This is a genomic window from Acinetobacter terrestris (genome assembly GCF_004331155.1).
Classification (GTDB): Bacteria; Pseudomonadota; Gammaproteobacteria; order Pseudomonadales; family Moraxellaceae; genus Acinetobacter; species Acinetobacter terrestris.
Genome location: NZ_SJNZ01000013.1, coordinates 1 through 23,800 on the forward strand (window position 1 = coordinate 1; position 23,800 = coordinate 23,800).

Genomic DNA, 23,800 nt, shown 5'->3' on the forward strand with positions numbered 1-23,800 from the left:
TAAATTCAATTCAGTTCTGAGTTAAACAATTATTTCAACTCAAATTTGCCAATCTGTTAATGAATAAACTTGCCTTCGTCAGGTCAGGTTTAAAACACTGTGATAAATCACAGAACTTAATAAACTTAAACAGTTCACTAAATTCTATAATTTCTCAGCTTAATATATGGTGGAGACTAACGGAGTCGAACCGTTGACCTCCTGCGTGCAAAGCAGGCGCTCTACCAACTAAGCTAAGTCCCCAGCTTATCATTAGATCGATGTATCTTTTCTTCTGTAGTCAGATAGTGGTGGGTCTGACAAGACTTGAACTTGTGACCCCACGCTTATCAAGCGTGTGCTCTAACCAACTGAGCTACAGACCCTCAGATACATCTTTATGAAGAACAACTTGTTGTGGATTCTTACCGATCGTCAATCTTTCGTTAAGGAGGTGATCCAGCCGCAGGTTCCCCTACGGCTACCTTGTTACGACTTCACCCCAGTCATCGGCCACACCGTGGTAAGCGTCCTCCTTGCGGTTAGACTACCTACTTCTGGTGCAACAAACTCCCATGGTGTGACGGGCGGTGTGTACAAGGCCCGGGAACGTATTCACCGCGGCATTCTGATCCGCGATTACTAGCGATTCCGACTTCATGGAGTCGAGTTGCAGACTCCAATCCGGACTACGATCGGCTTTTTGAGATTAGCATCCTATCGCTAGGTAGCAACCCTTTGTACCGACCATTGTAGCACGTGTGTAGCCCTGGTCGTAAGGGCCATGATGACTTGACGTCGTCCCCGCCTTCCTCCAGTTTGTCACTGGCAGTATCCTTAAAGTTCCCGGCTTAACCCGCTGGCAAATAAGGAAAAGGGTTGCGCTCGTTGCGGGACTTAACCCAACATCTCACGACACGAGCTGACGACAGCCATGCAGCACCTGTATGTAAGTTCCCGAAGGCACCAATCCATCTCTGGAAAGTTCTTACTATGTCAAGACCAGGTAAGGTTCTTCGCGTTGCATCGAATTAAACCACATGCTCCACCGCTTGTGCGGGCCCCCGTCAATTCATTTGAGTTTTAGTCTTGCGACCGTACTCCCCAGGCGGTCTACTTATCGCGTTAGCTGCGCCACTAAAGTCTCAAAGACCCCAACGGCTAGTAGACATCGTTTACGGCATGGACTACCAGGGTATCTAATCCTGTTTGCTCCCCATGCTTTCGTACCTCAGTGTCAGTATTAGGCCAGATGGCTGCCTTCGCCATCGGTATTCCTCCAGATCTCTACGCATTTCACCGCTACACCTGGAATTCTACCATCCTCTCCCATACTCTAGCCAACCAGTATCGAATGCAATTCCCAAGTTAAGCTCGGGGATTTCACATTTGACTTAATTGGCCACCTACGCACGCTTTACGCCCAGTAAATCCGATTAACGCTTGCACCCTCTGTATTACCGCGGCTGCTGGCACAGAGTTAGCCGGTGCTTATTCTGCGAGTAACGTCCACTATCTCAGAGTATTAATCTAAGTAGCCTCCTCCTCGCTTAAAGTGCTTTACAACCAAAAGGCCTTCTTCACACACGCGGCATGGCTGGATCAGGGTTGCCCCCATTGTCCAATATTCCCCACTGCTGCCTCCCGTAGGAGTCTGGGCCGTGTCTCAGTCCCAGTGTGGCGGATCATCCTCTCAGACCCGCTACAGATCGTCGCCTTGGTAGGCCTTTACCCCACCAACTAGCTAATCCGACTTAGGCTCATCTATTAGCGCAAGGCCCGAAGGTCCCCTGCTTTCTCCCGTAGGACGTATGCGGTATTAGCATTCCTTTCGAAATGTTGTCCCCCACTAATAGGCAGATTCCTAAGCATTACTCACCCGTCCGCCGCTAGGTAAAGTAGCAAGCTACTTTTCCCCGCTCGACTTGCATGTGTTAAGCCTGCCGCCAGCGTTCAATCTGAGCCATGATCAAACTCTTCAGTTTAATATTGCTTAGTGCCTTAAAGGGCACCAATCTTGGCTCATCAATTTTCTGACAAATATTTCTCAAATAAACTTCGAGTCATTTCTACCATCAATCAATGAAAATAATTTCGATCGATCAACCAGTAAAAATCCACACAAGTTGTTCTTCATAATCTCTTAATGATCTACCTTGCTCTTCGTCAGAGACAAGTTTCAACGCAACAAAATAAACAACTTAACCAAATCAGCTCAGTTCGTTTGCTGTATCGCGTCGGGATGCTGCGTATTCTATACAGTTTCTCAAGCCGCGCAACCCCTATTTATCAAAATAACTTAAAAACAGAACTGACTGTTTATTTTTTAAACCAAAATGCTGTTTTTCTCACTTTTCAAGGTTCTTTCCCTATTTTTTCTTATCCCTAAACACAAATTCCAATCTCTTACTCCTCTCAAAAAAAGAAAAACCAGCTTTGGCTAGTTTTTTCTTTAAATGAATGAACCCATGAATTAGTTTGCTTGTTCAGCCAACCAAGCCATAAATTTTTGACGTTCGGCTTTATTCGAATTTTTCCACAGCTGAATCAGTTGCTGATCTGCGGTATTTGCAAAATGAGTTGATACGCTAGAATTTAAGCTCGCTGGTAAAGCAGCACCCGAAATAACTGCTGCTTGTGTATAAACTGGCGCTGGCTGATTCACTGGTGTAGATTTTTTTTGCGTTAAATCTGTGGCTTTTGCAAAGATGCCTTGTCCCAACCAAGGTTTTTGCTCTGTATTTGCACCACTTTGCTGAACCAGTATTTGTTTGTTGTTATCCACCAAAGCAATAATAGGTTGTTCCGCATATTTTTTTGCAGCTTCAAAACTTGCTGGTGCATTTACTAAATCTAATCGGTAATTTTCACCCTCTTTTAACAATGGAGTTTTTAGCGTCACTACACCAGACTTCACAATATCGTGTTCACCATTCAGATGTTCAAAATATTGGGTGTAACGAACACTTATCAGACTTTCACCTGCAGCGACTTTATATTGATTATTCGCCGAGCGGAATAATCCTGTATTAACTTCCTGATCATTTACTGCAACAATTTTAATTTCTTCAGGTGCGGTAATTGTCACTGCCGAAAATGCAGCACCACTGATCATTAATGCAGCTGCAGCAAAAGTTAATCTTAAAGCCATTCTGCTTTCTCTTTTTTCATTGTTAAAATTAAATTGCACTATGCAATATATCAATGACGATTTTATGACAAAGCTATTTTCAATACACCAGCATGTTCAAGACTTTGTTGAGATAAGCTTTGCAACTTCATAGATATAAATATTAAAGTCTTTTTTCGAGCCATAAAAAAGAGCGTTAAATAACGCTCTTTATAACTTAAAAATTAAGAACAACTTTAAATTAAGAAAAATTTAGTCAAATTTCTTAAACCGCTCTTTATCATCCATAAATGTCTTTTCTCCCGCAGGTGCTTCGATTGAGCCAAACACCAATTGAGCACGTAATTTCCAGTTTTTAGGAATATCAAAAGTCTCTGCAACCTCATCATCAATTACAGGATGATAATGCTGTAATGAAGCCCCGATATGTTGCTCTGCCAATGCTGTCCATACCGCAAACTGCGCAATAGCGCTTGAGTGTTCTGACCATACAGGGAAATGATCGGCATATGAAGCAAATTGTTTTTGCAATGATTTTACAACCTCTTGATCTTCAAAAAATAAAACGGTGCCATAACCGGCTGCAAAACTATTAATTTTTGTATCAGTTTTTTCAAAAGCATCTGCTGGCACCATTTTACGGAGTGTTTCACGCACAATATTCCAAAATTTACTATGTGAATCACCATATAAAGTAACCACTCGCGATGTTTGTGAATTAAAAGCAGATGGACTATTGCGCACAGCATCTTTGATGATTTCTTCGATTTTTTCTTGTGCCAATGGAACATTTTTACCGATTGAGTAAATGCTACGGCGTTGTTTAATTTGCTCTAGAAATGACATGATTTAATTCCCTCTGGTTTTTGTTAAACATTATTAGGATGGATTAATCTTAGGTTAATTCTATGATGAGTACATGACTAAAAAAGTGACATTGCGTTTTATTTATAGAACAGTTTGATGAAAGGCTTTTTGAATTTTATGCGGATTTAAAAAAGAAAAAGCACCTATAACAAGTGCTTTATTTGTTCATAGCATGGATTAGACCAATATTCTAAATCGCTCTCCATCTTGTTGGTAATGTTTAAGCTCAGCATCTTGCTCAATGGAGCCAAAAACCAGTTGCGCTCGAAGCAGCCAGGATGCGTCTATTTTAAAATAGTCGGCAACTGCTGAATCTATACTCGGGTTATAGTGTTGCAGGCAAGCGCCAATACCCGAATCCGCTAAAGCCGTCCATACTGCATATTGTGCCATGCCTGAAGTCTGTTCTGACCAGACTGGAAAATCATCCGCATTGAACGGGATCTTCTTTTGTAATCGCTGAATGGTTTGCTGATCTTCATAAAAAAGAACCGTACCGAAACCTGCGGCACATTGTTCTATCTTCATCTCTGTGCCGGCAAAAACATGCCCCGCGACTAATTTTCGTTGTACTTCTTTGACAATATCCCAAAATTTTTCATGAGACTCACCAAATAACACCACAACGCGTGAACTTTGAGAATTTAAGGCAGATGGACAACTTCGTACGGCTGCCTGGATGAGTTCTGCCAAGTAGGCTTGACTATAATGAACTTTTTTCCCGAGCACATAGATGCTACGGCGTTTTTTCAAATGATCAACAAAAGTGAGTTGGTGTATTTCTTCAGCAACGCGTTTTTTAAGCTTAAAATCTTTGGTGATATCTGCCGTCAGGACATGACCAATTTTTTCCAACAATGCCACAGCAGTACTCCCCAATACCAATACCAAAGCTTTTAATAGCCTTTGATTCTAATCGTTTCCTGAAGACTTCTTTGCATAAGTTATTTTTAGATGTTGTTTTTTAAATCAAACAATTAGCTTAAAAACAACAAACTCCGCACTTGGCGGAGTTTATGTGAAACATCAAGCATTTTACTTTTCTGTTTCAAATAGTGCTGCAACAAAAGATTTTGCTGAAAACGGACGTAAATCGTCGATTTTTTCACCCACACCAATAAAACGAATTGGCACATGGGTACGACTGGCAATATTAAACAGCACACCACCCTTAGCCGTACCATCAAGTTTGGTAATGGTCAGTCCAGTCAGGCCAACGGCTTCATCAAACATTTCGACCTGATTAATCGCATTTTGACCTGTACCTGCATCCACCACCAACATGATTTCATGCGGTGCAGTTGCATCAATTTTTTGCATCACACGCTTAACTTTGGTCAGCTCTTGCATCAAGTGACTTTTATTATGTAAACGTCCTGCGGTATCGGCAATCAAAACATCAACACCTTTAGCACGCGCACTTTCAAAAGCATCAAAAATCACTGACGCACTATCCGCGCCATGACCTTGTGATACCACTGCAATATTATTGCGGTCACCCCAAATTTGAAGCTGTTCTGTTGCTGCAGCACGGAATGTATCGCCCGCTGCCAGCATTACTTTCTTGCCTTCACCCTGTAAACGTTTTGCCAGTTTGCCTATGGTCGTGGTTTTCCCCACACCATTAACGCCCACCACCAAAATAACGAACGGCGCTTTATTTGGGTCAATGTGTAAAGGCTTGACACGTGGGGCAAGGATCGCCACCAACTCTTCTTGCAAAGCTTTATACAATGAATGTGAATAGATCAAATCACCACGCGTGGTACGCTCGGTTAAATTGGCAATAATGGTTTTCGTTGCCTCAACACCAATATCTGCAACCAGTAATTGCTCTTCCACTTCCTCTAATAATTCATCATCGATTTCTTTACCACCGATCAGAATATTCACCATGCCATCTGCAAGGTTTTTACGGGTTTTGGTTAAGCCCACTTTCATGCGGCTAAAAAAACCGCTCTTAGATGCATCATCTTGCTCAGTTTCTGTGGCTACAGGCGCAGAAACAGTTGCTTGTTCTTGTTTTGGAGTTTCAACAATAGGTACATTTACCGCAGGTAAATTCGGTAAAGTGACATCGTCATCCCCGATATCAGCATCAATCAAAAATTTATTTTGCCCATTAGATTGCTGTTGCATGCCGAATCCTTGAAAAGCATTGCGTTGAAAAACAAGGATTCTAGCATAGATTTCCTTTGCAATCCCCAGTAGACGTACAACACACCAAAAACGAACAACTCCGCCTTGCTTTCAAACAGGAATTTCTTAAAAATAATCATAAATACAATGAATCACTTTGGTAAATATTGTGCTCAAAATTTATGTCTCACTTTTTCCAAAGCTGTCTTTTTTTAAAAAACATATTTTACCCATGGGCTTGGCTTTGCTCTGTATGCAAAGTGGATGGGTTCATGCCGAGACACGCAGTGAGTTAGCACGCACCACCTTTGAAACCACGCTTAAAAATGGCTTAAAAGTGATTATTCGCGAAGACCATCGCTCACCCATGGTGATGACGCAAATTTGGTATGGTGTCGGAAGTAGTGATGAATCAGGGAATTTATTGGGCATTTCCCATGTTCTGGAACATATGATGTTTAAAGGAACCAGTAAAGTTCCCAATGACGAATTTACCCGCTTAAGCCGTATTTATGGCGGCCGCGTGAATGCCTCAACTTTCACCAACTACACCAATTATTATCAGCTTTACCCAAAAACCTATTTGCCGATGGCATTGGAACTTGAAGCGGATCGCATGAGTAATCTGCTGTTACGTCAGCAAGATTTTGATCCGGAAATGAAAGTGGTGATGGAAGAACGGCGCTTACGCACAGATGACAATCCAAGATCACTTGCATTTGAACGATTCAAATGGATTGCTTATCCCACCAGTCATTATCGACAGCCCGTGATTGGGCACATGAAAAATCTTCAAAACATTCAGCTTGAAGATGTCAAAAAATGGTATCGCGATTGGTATATCCCGAATAATGCCATCTTGATTATTGTCGGCGATGTGGATTCTGAGAATGCCTTACTACAAGTACAAAAGTATTTTGGTGATATCCCGGCCAGAAAAATACCGGCTAGAAATGATGTTCTGGAATTTGATCGTGTCGGTTACCGGCATATGGAACTCAACCTACCGGTACAAGTGCCGAATTTATTTATGGCCTGGAATGTCCGCTCACTGGTAACGGCCAAAAATCCACAGGATGCTTATGCGCTGACGATTATTAAAAATTTATTAGACAGCGGAATTTCCTCCCGGCTACAAGACCGACTGGTCCGTGACAAGAAAGTTTTAACGGCGATTAGCGTTTCTTACGATCCCTATAGTCGTGGAGACAGCTTGCTCAGTATTTCTGCATTGCCTGTTGATGGCGTGAGTTTGCAAGAAGCTGAAAAAGCCATTCAAAATGAAATTGATTTATTAAAAACCGAACTGATTAAACCCGAAGAAGTTGAACGCGTGACGGCTAAATTCGTATCCAATTTAGTCTATAGCCAGGACGATATTGCAGGTCAAACCAAAATGATCGGCAATCTGGAGATCAATGGTCTAAGTTTTCGCTTGATGGATGAACTGCCAAAGCATTTTGAAACAGTCACTCCCCAAGATATTCAGCGCGTAGCGAATATTTATTTTAGCCGCGACAATCTCAGCACCTTATATCTTTCTCCCGAAAACAAAGCACAATAATGGAATTATACATGTCGAAGCTACGCCCTCTTGTTTTACTCGGTTCTATTATTGCTGCCCAATCTGTAGTTGCCGAAGTAGATTTAACTAGCATGAGCGATGCCAATCCGGCTCATTTAAGCTCGATTCCCCTATTACAAAGTCTGAAAATCAATCACCAGCAACTTCAATTTAATGCCCCTTACGTTCATGAACTGAAGAATCGCTATAAAGTCCGCAGCCTGTTTGTAGAGTCAAAAGATCTGCCTATGATCGATATTCAACTCACCTTTAATGCGGGTGCCGCGCGAGATGAAGAGGTTGCTCCAGGTTTGTATGGTATTGCCAATATGGCCGCAAAGCTGATTGACGAAGGCACAGAACAATATACTGCTAATGATATTGCTAGTGCTTTTGAACGCGTGGGGGCTAAATTTAGTGCTCAAGCTTATCGGGATATGTTTGTTGTAAAACTAAGGGTGCTCTCTGACCCTAAAAAACTTGAGCCGGCTTTAGCCATGATGATGGAAGTTTTAAATCATTCGACCTTTAAAAAATCCAGTATTAATCTGGTCTTAAGCAATACCCAAGTGGGTCAGAAGCAAATTAAGGAAAGTCCGAGCCGGATGATGAGTGTTCAGTTTTATCGAGCGCTATATGGAAAACATCCCTATGCAGAACCGATTAGCGGAACACAACGTAGCATCAGTAAAATTACCCCAGTACAACTGAAACAGTTTAGTGACCAATTCTTGGTGGCACAGAATCTGAATATCGCCATTACCGGCCAACTCAGCGCCAAAGAAGCACTACAACTTTCTGAACGCATTGCTGGCAATTTAAAACAGGGCGAAAAAGCCAAACCCTTGGCTCAGCCACTCGAAAAATCGGCTTTTGATATCCGCCACATAGCCTTTAATTCTAGCCAGGCGCATGTGATGATGGGGCATTTAGGCACCACACGATTTGATCCAGATCGTTTAGCTTTGGAAGTTGCCAATCAGATGTTGGGTGGAAGTGGCTTTAATTCTGTATTGATGAAAGAGCTACGGGTTAAACGCGGCTACACTTATGGGGCGTATAGCTCTTTTTCATTTAGCCAGGTGCCGGGTACTTTTAGTTTTAGTTACTCAACCCGACAAGACCAACTGCTCGACAGCATACAAGTTGCTCATCAGGCTTTAGTCAATTTTGTTCAGCAACCGATTGAGCAAAAACAGCTGGAAGAAACCAAGGCGGGAATGTTACGCGCGTTTCCAAATAATTATAGTAGCAATGCCAATATTAATGCCCAGTTAGGCTCAATAGGTTTTTACAACCAAACAGCTGATTATTTAAATGAATATCCCAAATTATTAGAAAAAATGACTGCACAAGATATCCAAAATGCAATCCGCAAACATCTGCATCCTGAACGTTTGACCATCATCGTGGTCAATGAAAAATTAGATAAACAGGCTTTGGAAACTACTCTCAATCAAAATCTGCTTCCAGATGCACCTAAGCTTCCAGCACCTTCAATCGAACAAATCCCTAAAACGATTACTGTTCCGCCTGCAAAGGAGGGAGTTGATGTGCCCGTGTCATTTCCAACTGATGCGCCTGCATCAATTTAAAGTATTGACCGTAAGGAACCTGCGGCTGCTGCATCAACTGCAAAGCCATTTCTTGAGTATCAGGATAATTGGCCTGAGAGGAAAGTTTTACAATATTTTCAAACTGGGTAACTGAAATTGGTCGATGCAAGGCAATAAGGGCAAGGATTAATATAATGGCGATAATCGCAACAATGAGCACGTTATAAACATTTTCAAACTTTATTTCAGATTTTAATTGAACAATTTTTTGTATAGCAATATGCATAACCTACCTCGAACTCAAGGTAGTGTATGGCGCGTTAAAAATAAGTACAAGCAGATTTGCTCAATTTCAAAGCACTTGTGCCAGAAATTGAGCAATTGTCAACTGCTTATCCCACTACGTTTCTGATTACGGCAAAGTAAAGCACCATTGCAATAATGGCCAAGACCACCGCAATTGCAAAAACCCCGACACCTCTTTCTGAATCAGCTGGATGCAGCTCATCATCATCCGCGACACGCATTAACTCGCCATTATAAACATCATAAAATTGTTCCCGTTGTTGTATATCCAGCTGACGGGTAAAATCATAAACTCTCTTGCGCTGAGCCAAACAAAAATTACCCAGATGAATTTCTTGATGAAAAACTGCTTCGTCTAAATTTTTGCGATGTTGATGAGCGAGCTCAACAATTTGAGCTTCTGTTGGAGGCAAATCAAAATTCAAACCATCTAATGTTTTTGTCATGTTATTCTCCTTATACTTAAGAGTTTCCGTACATCCATCTTAATAAAAAATCATTTTGTGCATTGTTTAATCATGTAAACTTGAATTAACCCGAAAAACCCACATATATTGTTTGACAATTTATCTTCGTTGTAATATTACTTTAACAATACCAAGTTAAATTAGTATAAAGACGAATATAGAAGTCTGACCTTAGCAATCATAATTACAATAAGGAGTTTAATATGATTCAACAACTCTCTCCTCAAGATTTAGAACATGTATATGCAGATGCAGTAAATACGATTCAATCTCAAATGAATTTTGCAGATGCGGTTCAAAAATTGGAAGAAGTCGCTCGTGCTGGGCATGGTAAAGCAGCATTATTCTTGGCAGAACTTTATTATCAAGGTTTTCGCGTAGAACGAGACTCGCTAAAAGCGCAGTATTGGCAGAATTTAGCCACCATGCAAGCATAATAAAACGTCACCCAGGTGGCGTTTTTTAATGCCTATTGTTTTTAAATACATATTTTCTTACATTGTTTGTCAAAGCTTACACATAACTTTCATCTAAATTTCCTACAATAGCTGCTGAAGTCACTAGATGCTTTTGGTATGAATCGAATTAAATCTTTACACCCTATTCCTAAAGACTTGTTCTTTAAAATCACGCTTTTAAAGTCAATGATGTACTGCGGTGTACTCTGGGGTTTATATCACCAACAAGGCTGGGCCATGATGTCTGACCATGAAGACTTCATTTTTCCATTTTGGCTTAACAGTGTTCAAGCGCATAAATATGCCGAGCTACATTGGCCAGACTATACTCCTCGTAAAATCACACCTCAGGATTTCCAGGAATCTTTATTGCCGACATTGACGCGCTTAAAAGTCACCCCTGCTTTATGTAATTCTTCAAGTCGAAAATTTAAATTGACCACTCAACAAATGCGTCATTTTTTCTTCTCTGAATCTTTACAGCCTGCTTAACAGTTGTGCAAACAGCTAAAGCGAAAAACAGAGAAATGTAAAATTAAGTTTCTGAATTGAAAAGTGTTTGCATTTTTCTGATTTCGCGCTAAGTTTAATGTCAAAGAACAAAACAACAAAGGATGATAATAAATGACCAATGTAGCACAAGTTCTTCAGGACAAAATTGAACATACCACCTTTACCATTAGTCCAGAAGCGACTGTACTTGAAGCGATTTCACTTATGGCAAATAAAGGCATTGGCGCAGTTGTGGTCACTGACCAGGATAAAGTAGTTGGTATTCTTTCTGAGCGTGATTACACGCGCAAAGTGATGTTAATGGAACGTACCTCTAAAGAAACTGCAGTGCAGGAAATTATGACTGCAAAAGTATTAACCGTGACCAAATCAACCAGTGTTGAAGCTTGCCTAGATCTGATGACAGATCGCCATTTACGTCATCTTCCTGTTGTTGAAAATGACAGACTCATCGGCTTGATCTCAATTGGAGACTTAGTCAAAGCCGTCATGGATGATCAGCGTAAACTCATTGATCAGCTGCAACAATATATTGCCAGTTAAACGCTTAAATCCAATAAAAAAACCTCTCGAAACGAGAGGTTTTTTTATATGAGCTATATTAGGCGTTAAGCCATCTCCTTTTAGGAGAGGGTTTGGGAGAGGTCAAATTACCTCATCCTAAGCTTCCGCTTAAAAAGGCAGGAAATATGAGCTAGTTCAAGCCTAATTTTTGCGCCACATAATCCGAGTCTTTATCACCACGACCGGATAAGTTCACCACGATTTTTACATCATTTTCCATTTGAGGTGCTTCACGTATCGCCCATGCTACAGCATGTGAACTTTCTAGCGCAGGTACAATGCCTTCTACACGTGACAATGTCATAAAGGCATCCAGACATTCCTGATCTGTTGCGGTGGAGTATTCCACACGACCCAAGTCTTTCAGGAAGCTGTGCTGTGGACCTACGCCCGGATAATCCAGGCCAGAAGCAATTGAATGTACGGGTAAAGGTTCACCCTGCTCATCTTCAAGCACATAACACGCCATGCCATGCAGCTGACTCGGTTTGCCCAAAGTCAAGGTTGCAGAATGCATATTGGTATCCAGACCATGTCCTGCAGGTTCCACACCCACAAGTTTCACATCGGATTCATTTAAAAATGCGGTGAAAGCACCCATTGCATTTGAACCACCACCGACACAAGCCACGATGTAATCTGGATTCGAACCGAAACGGTCATGGGTTTGAACTTTAATTTCATCACCAATAATGGACTGGAAATCACGCACCATTTTCGGGAATGGATGTGGTCCCACCACTGAACCAATGGCATAGATAAAGTTTTTCGGATCTTTTAGGTATTCCTCAAACGCGCTGTCTACTGCATCTTTTAAGGTTGCCGTGCCGCGTGTGACAGAAATCAGGGTTGCACCCAAAATTTTCATTTTCACGACATTTGGATGTTCTTTTTCAATATCCACTTGGCCCATGTGAATTTCACACGGAATACCGACTAAGGCACAGGCGGTCGCCAAAGCAACGCCATGCTGCCCTGCACCAGTTTCTGCAATAACTTTAGTTTTACCCATATATTTGGCAAGTAAAGCTTCGCCTAAACAATGGTTAATTTTGTGTGCGCCAGTGTGGTTTAAATCTTCACGTTTCAGGTAAATTTGCGCACCACCCAACTGATCCGACAAACGCTTCGCATGAAATAATGGGCTTGGACGACCGACATAATTGGCAAACAAATCTGTCAGTTCATTTTGAAATTCGGCAGTATGGCGAATGTGCTCATACGCCACATTAATTTCATCCATCGCCTCTTTTAAATGAGGTGGAATAAATTGACCGCCATATTGTCCAAAGAAGCCTTCTTCATTGGGTAATGGGATACCATTAATTTGATGAGTCATTTTCCAATTCCTTCATTTAAAACCAGTGCGTTGAGTTTTATTCTGCTTAGCGGGATAAATACTTTGTCATATCTTCCACACCTTTCAAGGTCATTGGATACATATGATCTTCAAAAATCTGCTTAATTTGACCAATGGTATGGGTGTAATGCCAATAACGGTCTTCTTCAGGATTTAGCCATGCAGTTTTTTCAAAATGCTGACGTAAACGCTGCAACCAGATATTGCCCGCTTCATCATTCATATATTCAACCGAACCCCCCGCCGAGCTTAGCTCATAAGGTGCCATACTGGCATCGCCAACGACAATTACCCGATAGTCGCGACCATATGTATTAAATAAATCCCAGGTGTTCATGCGCGTGTTGGAACGACGAATATTGTCCTTCCACACATAATCGTACAGACAGTTATGGAAATAGAAATACTCTAAGGTTTTAAATTCTGTTTTGGCTGCACTAAACAGTTTTTCACATTGGGCGATGTGTGAATCCATTGATCCACCAACATCAAACAACATCAGCACTTTAATGCGGTTACGACGTTCAGGCACCAGTTGTACATCTAAAATGCCCTGCTTCGCCGTTTCACGAATCGTACCGTTAATATCCAGTTCTTCAGCTGCACCTTGTCGGGCAAATTTACGCAAACGACGCAGTGCCATTTGCATTTGCCGTGTACCTAAAATCTGTTCGTCATCGAGGTTTTGATATTTGCGCTGTTCCCATACTTTAACCGCTGAACGTTTACGTCCCGGTCCACCAATGCGCACACCTTCAGGATGATCTCCATAAGCACCGAATGGCGATGTGCCACCCGTGCCGATCATTTTGTTACCGCCCTGATGCTTCTTGTGCTGCTCACGAAGACGCTCTTCCAGCATCTTCATCAGTTCTTCAAGAGAACCGACTTTTTTAAGCTCTTCGCGCTGTTCAGGCGTCAGGTGCTTTTCGATCAGCTCAAGGTCGAACCAGTCTTTCGGCAATTTATGCACCTGATTGAGCAAATCATCCAGATCAAAAGTTGAGATGCCATCAAAGTAATCTTTCATGGCACGGTCAAACTTGTCAAAGAAACGTTCGTCTTTGACCATGACGGTTTTTGCGAGTTGATAGAACTGGTCCTGATCGGCAAAAACCAGACCAGACGCAACCGCTTCATTCAGGTCAATCAGTTCACGTGTTGATACCGGTATGCCGTATTTACGTAAGGTATAAAACAATCGCACAAACATGCGTGTTTCCCCCTTAGCGACGTGACATAAAGGCTAAACGTTCAAGCAACTGTACATCTTGCTCGTTTTTAATCAACGCACCATACAGTGGTGGAATTGCTTTGGATTTATCATGATTACGCAATACGTCTTCAGGCATATCATCTGCCATTAGCAAGCTTAACCAGTCAATCAGTTCAGAAGTTGAAGGTGGTTTTTTCAAACCCGGAATTTGGCGAAGTTTAAAGAAAACTTGCAAAGCTTCGTTCACCAAAGCCGATGAAACCTGCGGAAAATGCACATCAATAATCTCGCGCATGGTCGCTTCATCAGGGAATTCAATATAATGGAAGAAACAACGGCGCAAGAATGCATCCGGCAATTCTTTTTCATTATTTGAAGTGATGATCACGATTGGACGTTGCGTCGCGGTGATGGTTTCCCCTGTTTCATAAACAAAGAACGACATTTTGTCCAGTTCATGCAACAAGTCGTTTGGAAACTCGATGTCTGCCTTGTCAATTTCATCAATCAACAATACACAGCGTTGTTCACGGGTGAACGCTTCCCACAATTTTCCAGGTTTAATATAGTTTTTAATATCATAAACACGATCATCGCCGAGTTGGCTATCACGCAAGCGTGATACAGCATCGTATTCATACAAACCTTGCTGTGCCTTGGTGGTTGACTTGATATGCCAGGTAATCAGCTCAAGCCCCAAACTTTCAGCGACCTGTTCTGCAAGTAAGGTTTTACCCGTACCCGGCTCACCTTTAACCAAAAGCGGTTTTTGCAATGCGCGCGCAGCTTTTACGGCAAGTTTTAAACTATCAGTCGCAATGTACTGATCTGTACCAGAAAATTGTTGAGTATCCACAGACATGATTTAACCTTATTGTTTTATTTAAAGCGGTGAACTATTTTTGCGTACTACAATTTTTGCTTTGTGGGCGGTGTATCTTGACCATAAATAGCCAACCACCAGACCCAGTCCCACAACAAATAAAATAAGGGAAGCATTTGACCACACCAACACAGTTTCTTTGGTTAAAACGCCAAATAACAGCCCAAAAATTGCCGGGGCGATGGAAGCATTATTTCCTTCAGACACTGTAGGCGTGAGTAAAATCGCAAATCCAATGATCCACGTGATTCCGCCCAAAGGTTGAGGCAAGCGTTTTGCAATCGCATACCACGCCCAAAGAATAATTATGCTTCCCAATACATAAACCGTGACAGCGATGCTGTCTTCAGGAATTGAATCTAGTAGTGAAAGAAAACTATTCATCGTGCAACTCCTGAATCGACTTTAGGCACCGCGCAGCCCTTCTGGGGCAGGTTGATTAGGATTAATTAAACCTTCTGGTGGCACTTGAATAAAGAAGCCTTTGGTTTGAATTGAATCAATCACATGCAACACATTTACACGTGCCAATTTACGGCTCTCAGAGATTTCTAAATCCATCACAAAAGTCGCACGACCAAATGCAATACGCATCGGTTCAGGCAAAACCTCAAGCGGACTTGCTGCTTCTGCTTCGTTTTCAGTTGGCTCAGGACGGGCAATGTAAAGATACATTTCATCTTTTTTGCTAGATTTGAAAATTGAACAATGCATAGTTGAAACAGTACTCATAAAACTTGGCTTAAGCATACAGCAAAAAAAAGACGGATACATTAGTGATTATTAACGCATCAGTCTTGATTTTGTATAAACGATAATTCTTTAATCAATCTGTTTAAAAATTATTCCATCACCTTCATTTGGGTAGACAGATATTGCTCGTCAGCATGCAGAACATCAATCAGTGGCTTGGTTAACAGCTCATAGCGCCAACCCAAAAGATAAGCCGGCAAATCCTGCTCATCATTATGAAAGACCACATGCTGATACAAGGCATTCAGCCATTTTTTACGCATTAACACTTCTTTCGGCACTGTGGTTTCTTCTACTACAGCATCAATGACTTTATCGACCTTTTCACCAATATCTTTGGAGGAATGACGAATTGGACGTGCCATACGAAGTGGCCATTCTGCCTGCTCCGGCAAGAATTTTAATAGATCTAAAATGGTCTTGCCATGATCGCGCACGATATTTTGACGGATATCTTTAATGCTGGATAACTGGAAATGATTACGCGGATTCTTTTCCACCAAATCAATCATACTGGAATTTTTCAGAATAAAGCTACGCGGATAATTCAGCGCTTTAACCATCTGCTCACGCCACACCGCCAGTTGCTGTAATTGCATCAGTTGACGGCGCGAATGCCGGTAATTCCCTACATCATGGTAGAGCAATTCCAACGGGGTTTCCTGACCAATCTCATGGGTCAGATGACGGCAATCTTCAAGCGTAAACTCAAGTAAATTTTTATCGTTTAATTCATGCTGAATTTTATTAGATAAATTCATCAAATACAGCACATCATTGGCTGCATAGCTCAGCTGTTCCGGGCTAAGCGGACGTGCCAACCAGTCAGACCGTGTCTGATCTTTATCTATATCGACATCAAGGATTTGTTTCAACGCATTTTGATAGCTGACTTGCAGTCCATGTCCCAGAAAAGACAAACCGACCTGGGTATCAAAAACATTGCTTAGGCTTTTTTGCTGTGCATAGTGATAGATCAGATCAATATCTTCACTACAGGCATGGAATATATTTTGTTGAGCATGAAACAGTTTTTTCCAAAATGCAGACAAATCCAGACTTGTCCCATCAAGCAAAAAGACCTGACCTGCAACATTGATTTGAAATACACCTAATTTAGGCCAAAGGGTATCCACTTTGATGAATTCTGTGTCTAATCCGTAAATGGATGTCTGACCCATCAAATGCAAAATATTTTCTAAGTCTTTTTGGTGCTGAATGAACTGAAACATATTACCGAGTCTAAAATCAGATTCTCTTTAAAAACATATTAACCGATATATAACATTTAGATATAACAAATTTTACATCTAGCACGCATATTCACTCTATTTTAGGGTTTAAATCAAAACACAATCAGCTTTTATATATTTTTTGTATAAGTTTAAGCTTAATTAAAACCAGGAAAACTCAAATTTCAAGCTAAACAAAAGTGATGAAATAAGTACCATGGCACTTATTTCATACGCATCCGGTTATGGACCGCTTGACTCAAAGTATGACTATCCACATATTCAAGCTCTCCCCCTTGAGGAACACCTTGAGCAATACGGGTCATTTGCAGCGGTAAATGCTTGCTGGCTTCAACCAGGTAATGTGCAGTTGCCTGACCTTCTACAGTCGCATTGGTGGCTAATATCACTTCAGAAACATTGCCTTGACTCAGGCGCTGAATCAGATACGGAATACCAATTTCTTCAGGCCCAATCCCATCAAGTGGCGATAAATGCCCACCCAGCACATGGTATTTACCACGAAAACTGCCACTTTGTTCAATCGCCATCACATCTGCAGGTGATTCAACTACGCATAGCAGCTGATCATCACGTTCATGCGAAAGGCAAATATCACACACTTCATTTTCAGTCAGTGAATGACAAACGCTACATTCATGGATATAGGTGGTTGCTTCATTTAAGGCATGGGCCAAGCCGACTGCACCTTCTCTATTTTTCATGATCAGGTGCAATGCCATGCGCTGAGCCGATTTCGGCCCAACACTTGGCAAAATACGTAAAGCTTGTACCAGTTGATCAAATCGATCACTAAACACTAAACGTATTCCTTAGAATAAACCGGCAAGGCCTGGTGGCAAGCCCATACCCGAGTTTGCCGCTTTCATGCGTTCTTCAGAAACCGCTTCCGCCTGACGCGCCGCATCATTCATTGCAGCAGCAATCAAGTCTTCAATCATATCGGCATCGTCTTGAAGAAGTTCAGGACTGATTTCGATACGTTTTACCACGTTACGGCAAGTCATGGTCACTTTCACCAAACCGCCGCCTGCTTCCGCATGAACTTCAGTTTGAGCAAGCTCTTCTTTGGCTTTTTTCATGTTATTTTCAACATCTTTCTGCATGCGCTGCGCTTGCTGCATCAACATATTAATGTTCATAAAATTCTCCGAACAATCAATTTCTAAATCAATGTCTATAAAAAATTAGATTAAATCTAAACCACGACGAATGTCGCGAATAATATCATCAATATCTTCTAAGCCAACAGATACGCGAATTAAACCTTCACGAATACCTGCAGCTTCTTTGGCTTCCGGTGAGAGTTTACCGTGAGTTGTGGTCGCTGGGTGAGTAATTGTCGATTTCGCATCCCCTAAATTACCGGTAATAGAAATAAATTGGGTATTGTCGATGACTTTCCAAGCCCCTTCACGACCACCTTTGACTTCAAACGAAACAATACCGCCAAAACCAGTTTGTTGTTTCGCTGCAAGTTCATGACCCACATGCGAAGTTAAACCGGCGTAATACACTTTTTCAACTTTTTCGTGGTTATCCAAGAATTCAGCCAGTTTCTGTGCACTTGCTGAATGTTCACGCATACGTAAACGTAAAGTTTCCAGACCTTTCAAGAATACCCAAGCGTTAAATGGGCTCATTGATGGACCGGTGGTACGTACATAACCAAATACGTCTTCAAGCAGTTTGTGGTTACCGACCACGGCGCCACCTAAAGCACGGCCTTGACCATCAAGATATTTAGTCGCCGAGTAAACCACCAGGTCCGCACCGAATTTGATTGGTTGTTGCAATACCGGGGTACAGAAGCTGTTATCAATCGCCAGTAATGCACCATTGGCATGAGCAAGATCTGCCAAGGCCTGAACATCGGCAACTTCAGCAAGCGGGTTGGATGGAGATTCTACAAACAACAGTTTGGTTTCAGGCTTGATGGCATTTTTCCATGCCTGCAAATCTGTCAAGTCAACAAAATCGACAGTTACGCCAAATTTAGCCACATATTTTTCAAACAAGGATACAGTTGAACCAAACACGGCACGTGAACAGATGACATGATCACCCAATTTCAAATATGACATTGCCACAGCCATAATGGCTGCCATACCAGAACTGGTTGCCACAGCACGTTCAGCACCTTCCAGGGCAGCTAAACGCTTTTCGAACATTGCTACAGTCGGATTGGTAAAACGCGAATAAATATTTCCCGGTTCTTGACCGGAAAATTTAGCGGCTGCTTCTGCTGCATTTTCATAGACAAATGAAGAGGTCAGGAAAATTGGCTCGCCATGCTCACCTTCAAAACTACGTGTATGACCTGTACGAATGGCTAAAGTATCTAATTGGTATTCAATGTCGTCTTGTTGGCTCATCTTTCCTACCCAGTCCTGGACTACTGTTGCTAATAATTGCCAACATTTTGAGCGCCTATGGCATTTAAGGTCAAGGTATAATGCATAAATATCGCTTACACTTCGATCAATCCACTCATATGTTAGTACCTGCAGCAATGATTCAAGTTAAAAATAAAATTGCCAAACAGAAAAGTAAACTCAAAAACCTGTCGACCAGTTTATTCAATTCAAAATCGCTGGTTCTATCGCAAACCACGCCTTATGAAGTCATTGCAGAATATAAACAAACCCGTGTGCGTTATTACGCCTCACCGGACAAACAATTTAAAGAACCGTTAGTCTTTGTTGCACCGCTTGCCATCAACATGGCCATTTATGACTTGTACCCCTACCGCTCATTGGTAAAGCATTTTCAAAACAGTGGTTTTGATGTCTATCTAGTCGAATGGGGTCAATACAACTATAAAGATCGTTTCCTCAACTTCATGTCATTTATTGATGATGCAATTCCACATTGCATTGAACAGATTCGTCAGCATTCAAACAGCGATGAAATTTCACTACATGGCTGGAGCATGTCCGGTGTCTTTGTGATGTTGTATTGTGCATTGCATAAACCGAACCACGTTAAAAATTTAATTGTATTGGGCAGTCCGGTAGATAGTCATGCCTCGGGTCGTACCGGCAAGCTTTTTCAAAAGGCCAATCAGCTGATTGCCAAAAATAAAGCGCTGCAAAACAAAATCTATTCTGAAACTTTACCCAAATCCCTGATTCACACTCCGGGATTACTCAATGCATTCGGGTTTAAAATTATAGACCCGCTGGGATGGATTCAAAGCCAAAAGCAGCTGCTGCTCAATCTGGATAACCCGGAAATTTTATATGAACACGCCACTATGGGGCATTTTCTTAACCGCATGATTGATTATCCTGGGGGGATCAATCAGGACATGATTTTTAATGTCTGGCTACAAAATCCGCTAAAAAACGGCGTTATCCAATTACAAGATAAGAATATCGAATTAAAAAATATAGAGTGCTCTTTATTGGTGGGTGCGGGTCGTAGCGATCAGATTGTTTCTGAAAATGCCGTTAAGCCTTTAATTGAATTGACAAATAGCCAGGATGTCACGTTTACTCTTATCCCGGGTGGTCATTTGGGGCTGATGTCGAGCCGAGCCAGTGCCAATGAGTTCTGGCCATTTATGACCACCTGGCTAAAACACAGATCAAGCAGAATATAAAGGAAACATCATGATTCAGTCAGTTGCATTCATCGGCTTAGGTGCTATGGGTTACCGTATGGCAGCACATTTACCTAAACATTTCGACACGGTTTATGTATGGAACCGTAATTTCGAAAAAGCCAAGCAACATGCTGCTGAATATGGCACTCAGGCAGTTGAATTGAAACAGGCGGTTCAAGCAGACATTATTTTCTCTTGCCTGCCGACCAGCAAAGAAGTGGAAGATCTCATTGCATCGGTTCAAATTAAGTCTGGCGCTGTATGGGTCGATTGCACCAGTGGTGTTCCTGAATCTGCAAAAAATCTGGCACAGCAACTCAAATTACAACATGTAGATTTCCTTGATGCACCTGTGAGTGGTCAAACCATTGGTGCTGAAAGTGCGACTTTAACCGTGATGATTGGCGGTGAAGCCAGCGCTTTCGAAAAAGCACTGCCTGCCATTCAAGCCGTTGGCAAACTGATTAAGCATGTTGGTGGCCCGGGTGCAGGATTTGCAGTTAAAGCGGTTAACAATATGTTATTGGCTGTAAATCTTTGTTCAGTTGCTGAAGGCTTTACTGCCCTTAAAGCGCATGGTGTAAACCTGAACGAAGCCCTGGATTGTATTAATGCATCCAGTGGCAAAAGTGGCGTTACGGAAACTGTTTTACCGCAGCGTATCTTAAACCGTAGTTTCCCGCTGACCTTTGCCCTGCCATTACTAGCCAAGGATACCGGTATTGCTTTAGACCTGGTTCGTGAAGCCAAACTCTCTGCGCCAGTCATTGCCCTCACTCAAAGTTTAATCCAGGCTTCCAGTGATTTATCAGAAAAAGACAGTGACTTTTCTAGCGCTGTGAAAATGTATGAATCATGGAGTAAAATTACACTTGAGTAATAACTCGCCATTGAATAATGATAACGAAACCTAATATTGTGATTATATGTTATACACAATGTTCTTACAGAGGAAACTCTCATGACTAAGTTGAGTGTTGCAGTATTTGCTAGTGTTGCAACTTTTATTGGGGCAAATGCTTTTGCGGCGACTGCAGAGCAAGAATGTCAAAAATTGAAGAACGACCATGATGTCATTTACGCATCTAAAGGTTTTTGCTTTAAAGACCCTGATGCCAAGGCGAAGTTTGGCAATGATAATTGCTATACAACTAAACCAAAATTTTCAGAAAAAGAGCAACAACGACTTGACGCCATCAAAGATCGTCAGAAAGAATTGAACTGTAAATAATTACAGTTCAAATCACTTTCAAGGATTAAGCATGCTTTACGATGATCAAAATATTTTTGCGCGAATTATCCGCAATGAAATTCCTGCAATTAAAGTGTATGAAGACGATCAAGTCCTCGCCTTTATGGATATCATGCCACAAGCTGAAGGTCATACCCTGGTGATTCCTAAAACCCCTGCGATAACCTTGCTTGATCTGCCACCTGAAGCTGCTGCCTATACCATTCAGATTGTGCAAAAAATTGCACAAGCGATGAAAACAGCACTTGATGTCAAAGGCATTGTACTCATGCAGCTATCTGGGGCATCTGCGGGTCAAACTGTTCCGCATGTGCATTTCCACCTCATTCCAAGTTCGGTTCATGAGTTGGGCAAACATGCTTTGCACATGGGTGATCAAGAAAAAATTAAAGCTCTGGCTGAAAAAATTAAAGCCGCACTTTGATTTAAATCAATTCAAGAAATGGAGCTTCGGCTCCTTTTTTTATAAATGCAGAATAAAAAAAGAAAAATTAATTTAAAGATCCCTCCAAATGCTTCACCAAACTGTCATTTATTGTTCACTTCGCTGTCACAAACATTACAGATACTGCAAAGCAAGTTGGTGAGCTTCTGCAACTTTTTGTACTTAAGCAAACTAAAAAGAAGTGTCAGGTCAGGCGAATGCCATTTAGAACCGTGTTTTGGAGAAATCTTAATGAATAAATTGCTTCTCGCTGCTGTTGTAGCGACTATGGGGATGAGTGCAGCACAGGCAGCACCTACTTTGTACGGTAAAGTAAATGTCAGTGTTGACAGCTATGATGATGGAAAAGATGACAAAACAGAAGTCAATTCAAATGCTTCACGTATTGGGGTGAAAGGTGAGGAAAAACTAACCGATCAACTCGCTGCCATTTACCAGGCCGAATGGGAAATTGATGTCGATGGTGGTGATGATGTATTTAAAAAACGTAATATTTTCGCTGGTTTAAAGTGGGCTAATGTAGGTACTTTGAAAGCCGGCATTATGGATACCCCATTTAAAGACGCTACGGGTGGCTACCGTGATGTATTTAATGACTATGCACACGCTGACATTAAAGAAATGATGTACGGCGAAGAACGTGTAGAAAATGTTATTGGTATTGAAACCGATCCTAAACTGATGGGTGGCGTAGTATTTGCGCTTCAAGCTCAACAAGGTGAATCTACCACTGAAACAACTAAATATACTGATGGAGCACGTGACAGCATTGGTGATGGTATCTCTACCTCAATTTCTTATGCCAATAAAGATCTAGGCTTCGAAGGTGTTATTGCAGGCAACTTCAAATCTGTAGGCGACTTCGCTGCTGTGGGTATCTCAAATGCGCCGGCTGATGCCATCCGTGTTGGTGGTTCTTTCGACTTGGGTAAAATTGGTGCGACTGGCTTATATCTAGGTGCAATGTGGCAAACTGCTGAAATTTCAGATTACACCAATCTTGAAGCCTTTTCGGTTACACCCGCTTATGCAGGTGACTATAATAAAGTAGAAGAAGATGCCTGGTTAATCTCTGCAACTTACAAACTTGCAAATACACCGTGGACGTTTAAAGCCCAATATCAACAAGCGGATACTGACTATGCAGTACTGGGTGGTGCATCGGGTGATAGCTCTGTAGACCAATGGGGTATTGGAGCAGATTACAAATTAAACAGCCAAACTAAATTGTTTGCTAACGCAATTCAGCGTGAATGGGATAACTCACCTAAAAAAGGTAACGCTGATGAAAGTGTTTACGGCCTAGGTATGGAAATCAAATTCTAAAATTCAACTTGTATAAATCTGGCTCTAAAATTTAAAATCATTAACATGAGACTGCCTCGGGGCGGTCTTTTTATTTAAATCATATTCTCATAACTGCTTTCATAAATAAAATATCCAATGTCTTCTTTTACCCTTATTCCCTCGTCCTTAGTATTCTTCTCT

Annotated in this window: 25 protein-coding genes, 2 tRNA genes and 1 rRNA gene; 10 read left to right on the top strand and 18 right to left on the bottom strand. The window is 41.6% G+C overall.

The window, feature by feature from the left end:
- Positions 1 to 167: 167 nt before the first annotated feature.
- The 7 genes from E0H81_RS08615 to ftsY form a co-directional block, all read right to left on the bottom strand.
- Positions 168 to 243: transfer RNA gene (locus E0H81_RS08615), tRNA-Ala, on the bottom strand.
- 45 nt (positions 244 to 288) lie between these two features.
- Positions 289 to 365 (bottom strand) — tRNA-Ile (locus E0H81_RS08620).
- Positions 366 to 426: 61 nt separating this feature from the next.
- Positions 427 to 1,964: ribosomal RNA gene (locus E0H81_RS08625) — 16S ribosomal RNA — on the bottom strand.
- A 488-nt stretch (positions 1,965 to 2,452) separates the two neighbouring features.
- Positions 2,453 to 3,130 (bottom strand): DUF2057 family protein, encoded by a 678-nt coding sequence (locus tag E0H81_RS08630; RefSeq protein WP_131318204.1) that lies wholly within the window; start codon positions 3,128 to 3,130, stop codon positions 2,453 to 2,455.
- Between the two features lie 231 nt (positions 3,131 to 3,361).
- On the bottom strand, positions 3,362 to 3,955 hold the full coding sequence (locus tag E0H81_RS08635; RefSeq protein WP_131318206.1) for a nitroreductase family protein: 594 nt from the start codon (positions 3,953 to 3,955) through the stop codon (positions 3,362 to 3,364).
- Between the two features lie 198 nt (positions 3,956 to 4,153).
- Positions 4,154 to 4,840 carry a nitroreductase family protein gene (locus tag E0H81_RS08640; RefSeq protein ID WP_131318208.1) on the bottom strand — a complete coding sequence of 229 codons (687 nt, stop codon included), beginning with the start codon at positions 4,838 to 4,840 and terminating at the stop codon, positions 4,154 to 4,156.
- Between the two features lie 171 nt (positions 4,841 to 5,011).
- Positions 5,012 to 6,115: a signal recognition particle-docking protein FtsY gene (gene ftsY / locus E0H81_RS08645; protein ID WP_131266385.1), complete on the bottom strand. Its 1,104-nt coding sequence runs from the start codon at positions 6,113 to 6,115 to the stop codon at positions 5,012 to 5,014.
- A gap of 253 nt (positions 6,116 to 6,368) precedes the next feature.
- Between ftsY and E0H81_RS08650 the strand changes: the two genes are divergently transcribed.
- A complete protein-coding gene (locus E0H81_RS08650; protein WP_244926525.1) occupies positions 6,369 to 7,679 on the top strand; it encodes a M16 family metallopeptidase in 1,311 nt (436 codons plus the stop codon).
- Positions 7,680 to 7,690: 11 nt separating this feature from the next.
- Positions 7,691 to 9,274: a M16 family metallopeptidase gene (locus E0H81_RS08655; protein WP_131318210.1), complete on the top strand. Its 1,584-nt coding sequence runs from the start codon at positions 7,691 to 7,693 to the stop codon at positions 9,272 to 9,274.
- On the opposite strand, the gene E0H81_RS08660 is transcribed toward E0H81_RS08655, so the two are convergent.
- Positions 9,201 to 9,521, bottom strand: coding sequence for a hypothetical protein (locus E0H81_RS08660; protein WP_131318212.1), 321 nt, complete (start codon positions 9,519 to 9,521; stop codon positions 9,201 to 9,203). The two genes, E0H81_RS08655 and E0H81_RS08660, sit on opposite strands and share 74 nt — an antisense overlap.
- 106 nt (positions 9,522 to 9,627) lie before the next feature.
- A complete protein-coding gene (locus tag E0H81_RS08665; protein ID WP_131318213.1) occupies positions 9,628 to 9,987 on the bottom strand; it encodes a hypothetical protein in 360 nt (119 codons plus the stop codon).
- Positions 9,988 to 10,211: 224 nt separating this feature from the next.
- On the opposite strand from E0H81_RS08665, the gene E0H81_RS08670 reads away from it, so the two are divergent.
- The 3 genes from E0H81_RS08670 (at position 10,212) to E0H81_RS08680 (ending at position 11,522) form a co-directional block, all read left to right on the top strand.
- On the top strand, positions 10,212 to 10,445 hold the full coding sequence (locus tag E0H81_RS08670) for an SEL1-like repeat protein (protein WP_131266390.1): 234 nt from the start codon (positions 10,212 to 10,214) through the stop codon (positions 10,443 to 10,445).
- A gap of 138 nt (positions 10,446 to 10,583) precedes the next feature.
- Positions 10,584 to 10,958: a DUF2750 domain-containing protein gene (locus E0H81_RS08675; RefSeq protein ID WP_131266391.1), complete on the top strand. Its 375-nt coding sequence runs from the start codon at positions 10,584 to 10,586 to the stop codon at positions 10,956 to 10,958.
- A gap of 132 nt (positions 10,959 to 11,090) precedes the next feature.
- Positions 11,091 to 11,522, top strand: a complete 432-nt coding sequence (locus E0H81_RS08680) for a CBS domain-containing protein (RefSeq protein WP_131318215.1) — start codon at positions 11,091 to 11,093, stop codon at positions 11,520 to 11,522.
- A 151-nt stretch (positions 11,523 to 11,673) separates the two neighbouring features.
- Here the strand turns inward: E0H81_RS08680 and trpB are convergent, their stop codons facing one another.
- The 9 genes from trpB to E0H81_RS08725 all read right to left on the bottom strand — a co-directional run bounded on the left by trpB (position 11,674) and on the right by E0H81_RS08725 (position 19,383).
- Positions 11,674 to 12,882 carry a tryptophan synthase subunit beta gene (trpB, locus tag E0H81_RS08685; protein WP_131318217.1) on the bottom strand — a complete coding sequence of 403 codons (1,209 nt, stop codon included), beginning with the start codon at positions 12,880 to 12,882 and terminating at the stop codon, positions 11,674 to 11,676.
- Between the two features lie 46 nt (positions 12,883 to 12,928).
- A complete protein-coding gene (locus tag E0H81_RS08690; protein ID WP_131318219.1) occupies positions 12,929 to 14,116 on the bottom strand; it encodes a vWA domain-containing protein in 1,188 nt (395 codons plus the stop codon).
- 13 nt (positions 14,117 to 14,129) lie between these two features.
- A complete protein-coding gene (locus E0H81_RS08695; protein ID WP_131266395.1) occupies positions 14,130 to 14,981 on the bottom strand; it encodes an AAA family ATPase in 852 nt (283 codons plus the stop codon).
- 21 nt (positions 14,982 to 15,002) lie between these two features.
- Positions 15,003 to 15,386 (bottom strand): hypothetical protein, encoded by a 384-nt coding sequence (locus E0H81_RS08700; RefSeq protein WP_131318221.1) that lies wholly within the window; start codon positions 15,384 to 15,386, stop codon positions 15,003 to 15,005.
- Between the two features lie 21 nt (positions 15,387 to 15,407).
- Positions 15,408 to 15,716, bottom strand: coding sequence for a YcgL domain-containing protein (locus tag E0H81_RS08705; protein WP_131318358.1), 309 nt, complete (start codon positions 15,714 to 15,716; stop codon positions 15,408 to 15,410).
- 128 nt (positions 15,717 to 15,844) lie between these two features.
- Positions 15,845 to 16,987, bottom strand: a complete 1,143-nt coding sequence (locus E0H81_RS08710) for a ribonuclease D (RefSeq protein ID WP_131318223.1) — start codon at positions 16,985 to 16,987, stop codon at positions 15,845 to 15,847.
- A gap of 224 nt (positions 16,988 to 17,211) precedes the next feature.
- On the bottom strand, positions 17,212 to 17,808 hold the full coding sequence (gene recR / locus E0H81_RS08715) for a recombination mediator RecR (RefSeq protein WP_131318225.1): 597 nt from the start codon (positions 17,806 to 17,808) through the stop codon (positions 17,212 to 17,214).
- Between the two features lie 12 nt (positions 17,809 to 17,820).
- Positions 17,821 to 18,150 (bottom strand): YbaB/EbfC family nucleoid-associated protein, encoded by a 330-nt coding sequence (locus E0H81_RS08720; RefSeq protein WP_131318227.1) that lies wholly within the window; start codon positions 18,148 to 18,150, stop codon positions 17,821 to 17,823.
- Positions 18,151 to 18,195: 45 nt separating this feature from the next.
- On the bottom strand, positions 18,196 to 19,383 hold the full coding sequence (locus E0H81_RS08725) for an O-succinylhomoserine sulfhydrylase (RefSeq protein ID WP_131318229.1): 1,188 nt from the start codon (positions 19,381 to 19,383) through the stop codon (positions 18,196 to 18,198).
- Between the two features lie 137 nt (positions 19,384 to 19,520).
- Here E0H81_RS08725 and E0H81_RS08730 point away from each other — a divergent pair, with 137 nt between their 5' ends.
- The 5 genes from E0H81_RS08730 to E0H81_RS08750 all read left to right on the top strand — a co-directional run bounded on the left by E0H81_RS08730 (position 19,521) and on the right by E0H81_RS08750 (position 23,638).
- Positions 19,521 to 20,612, top strand: a complete 1,092-nt coding sequence (locus tag E0H81_RS08730) for an alpha/beta fold hydrolase (protein ID WP_131318360.1) — start codon at positions 19,521 to 19,523, stop codon at positions 20,610 to 20,612.
- 10 nt (positions 20,613 to 20,622) lie between these two features.
- A complete protein-coding gene (locus E0H81_RS08735) occupies positions 20,623 to 21,495 on the top strand; it encodes an NAD(P)-dependent oxidoreductase (RefSeq protein WP_131318231.1) in 873 nt (290 codons plus the stop codon).
- Between the two features lie 81 nt (positions 21,496 to 21,576).
- Entirely contained in the window at positions 21,577 to 21,846 is a 270-nt protein-coding gene (locus E0H81_RS08740) for a YARHG domain-containing protein (RefSeq protein ID WP_131266402.1), read from the top strand.
- A gap of 31 nt (positions 21,847 to 21,877) precedes the next feature.
- On the top strand, positions 21,878 to 22,291 hold the full coding sequence (locus E0H81_RS08745; protein WP_131318233.1) for an HIT family protein: 414 nt from the start codon (positions 21,878 to 21,880) through the stop codon (positions 22,289 to 22,291).
- Between the two features lie 252 nt (positions 22,292 to 22,543).
- A complete protein-coding gene (locus E0H81_RS08750; protein ID WP_131318235.1) occupies positions 22,544 to 23,638 on the top strand; it encodes a porin in 1,095 nt (364 codons plus the stop codon).
- Positions 23,639 to 23,800 lie beyond the last annotated feature (162 nt).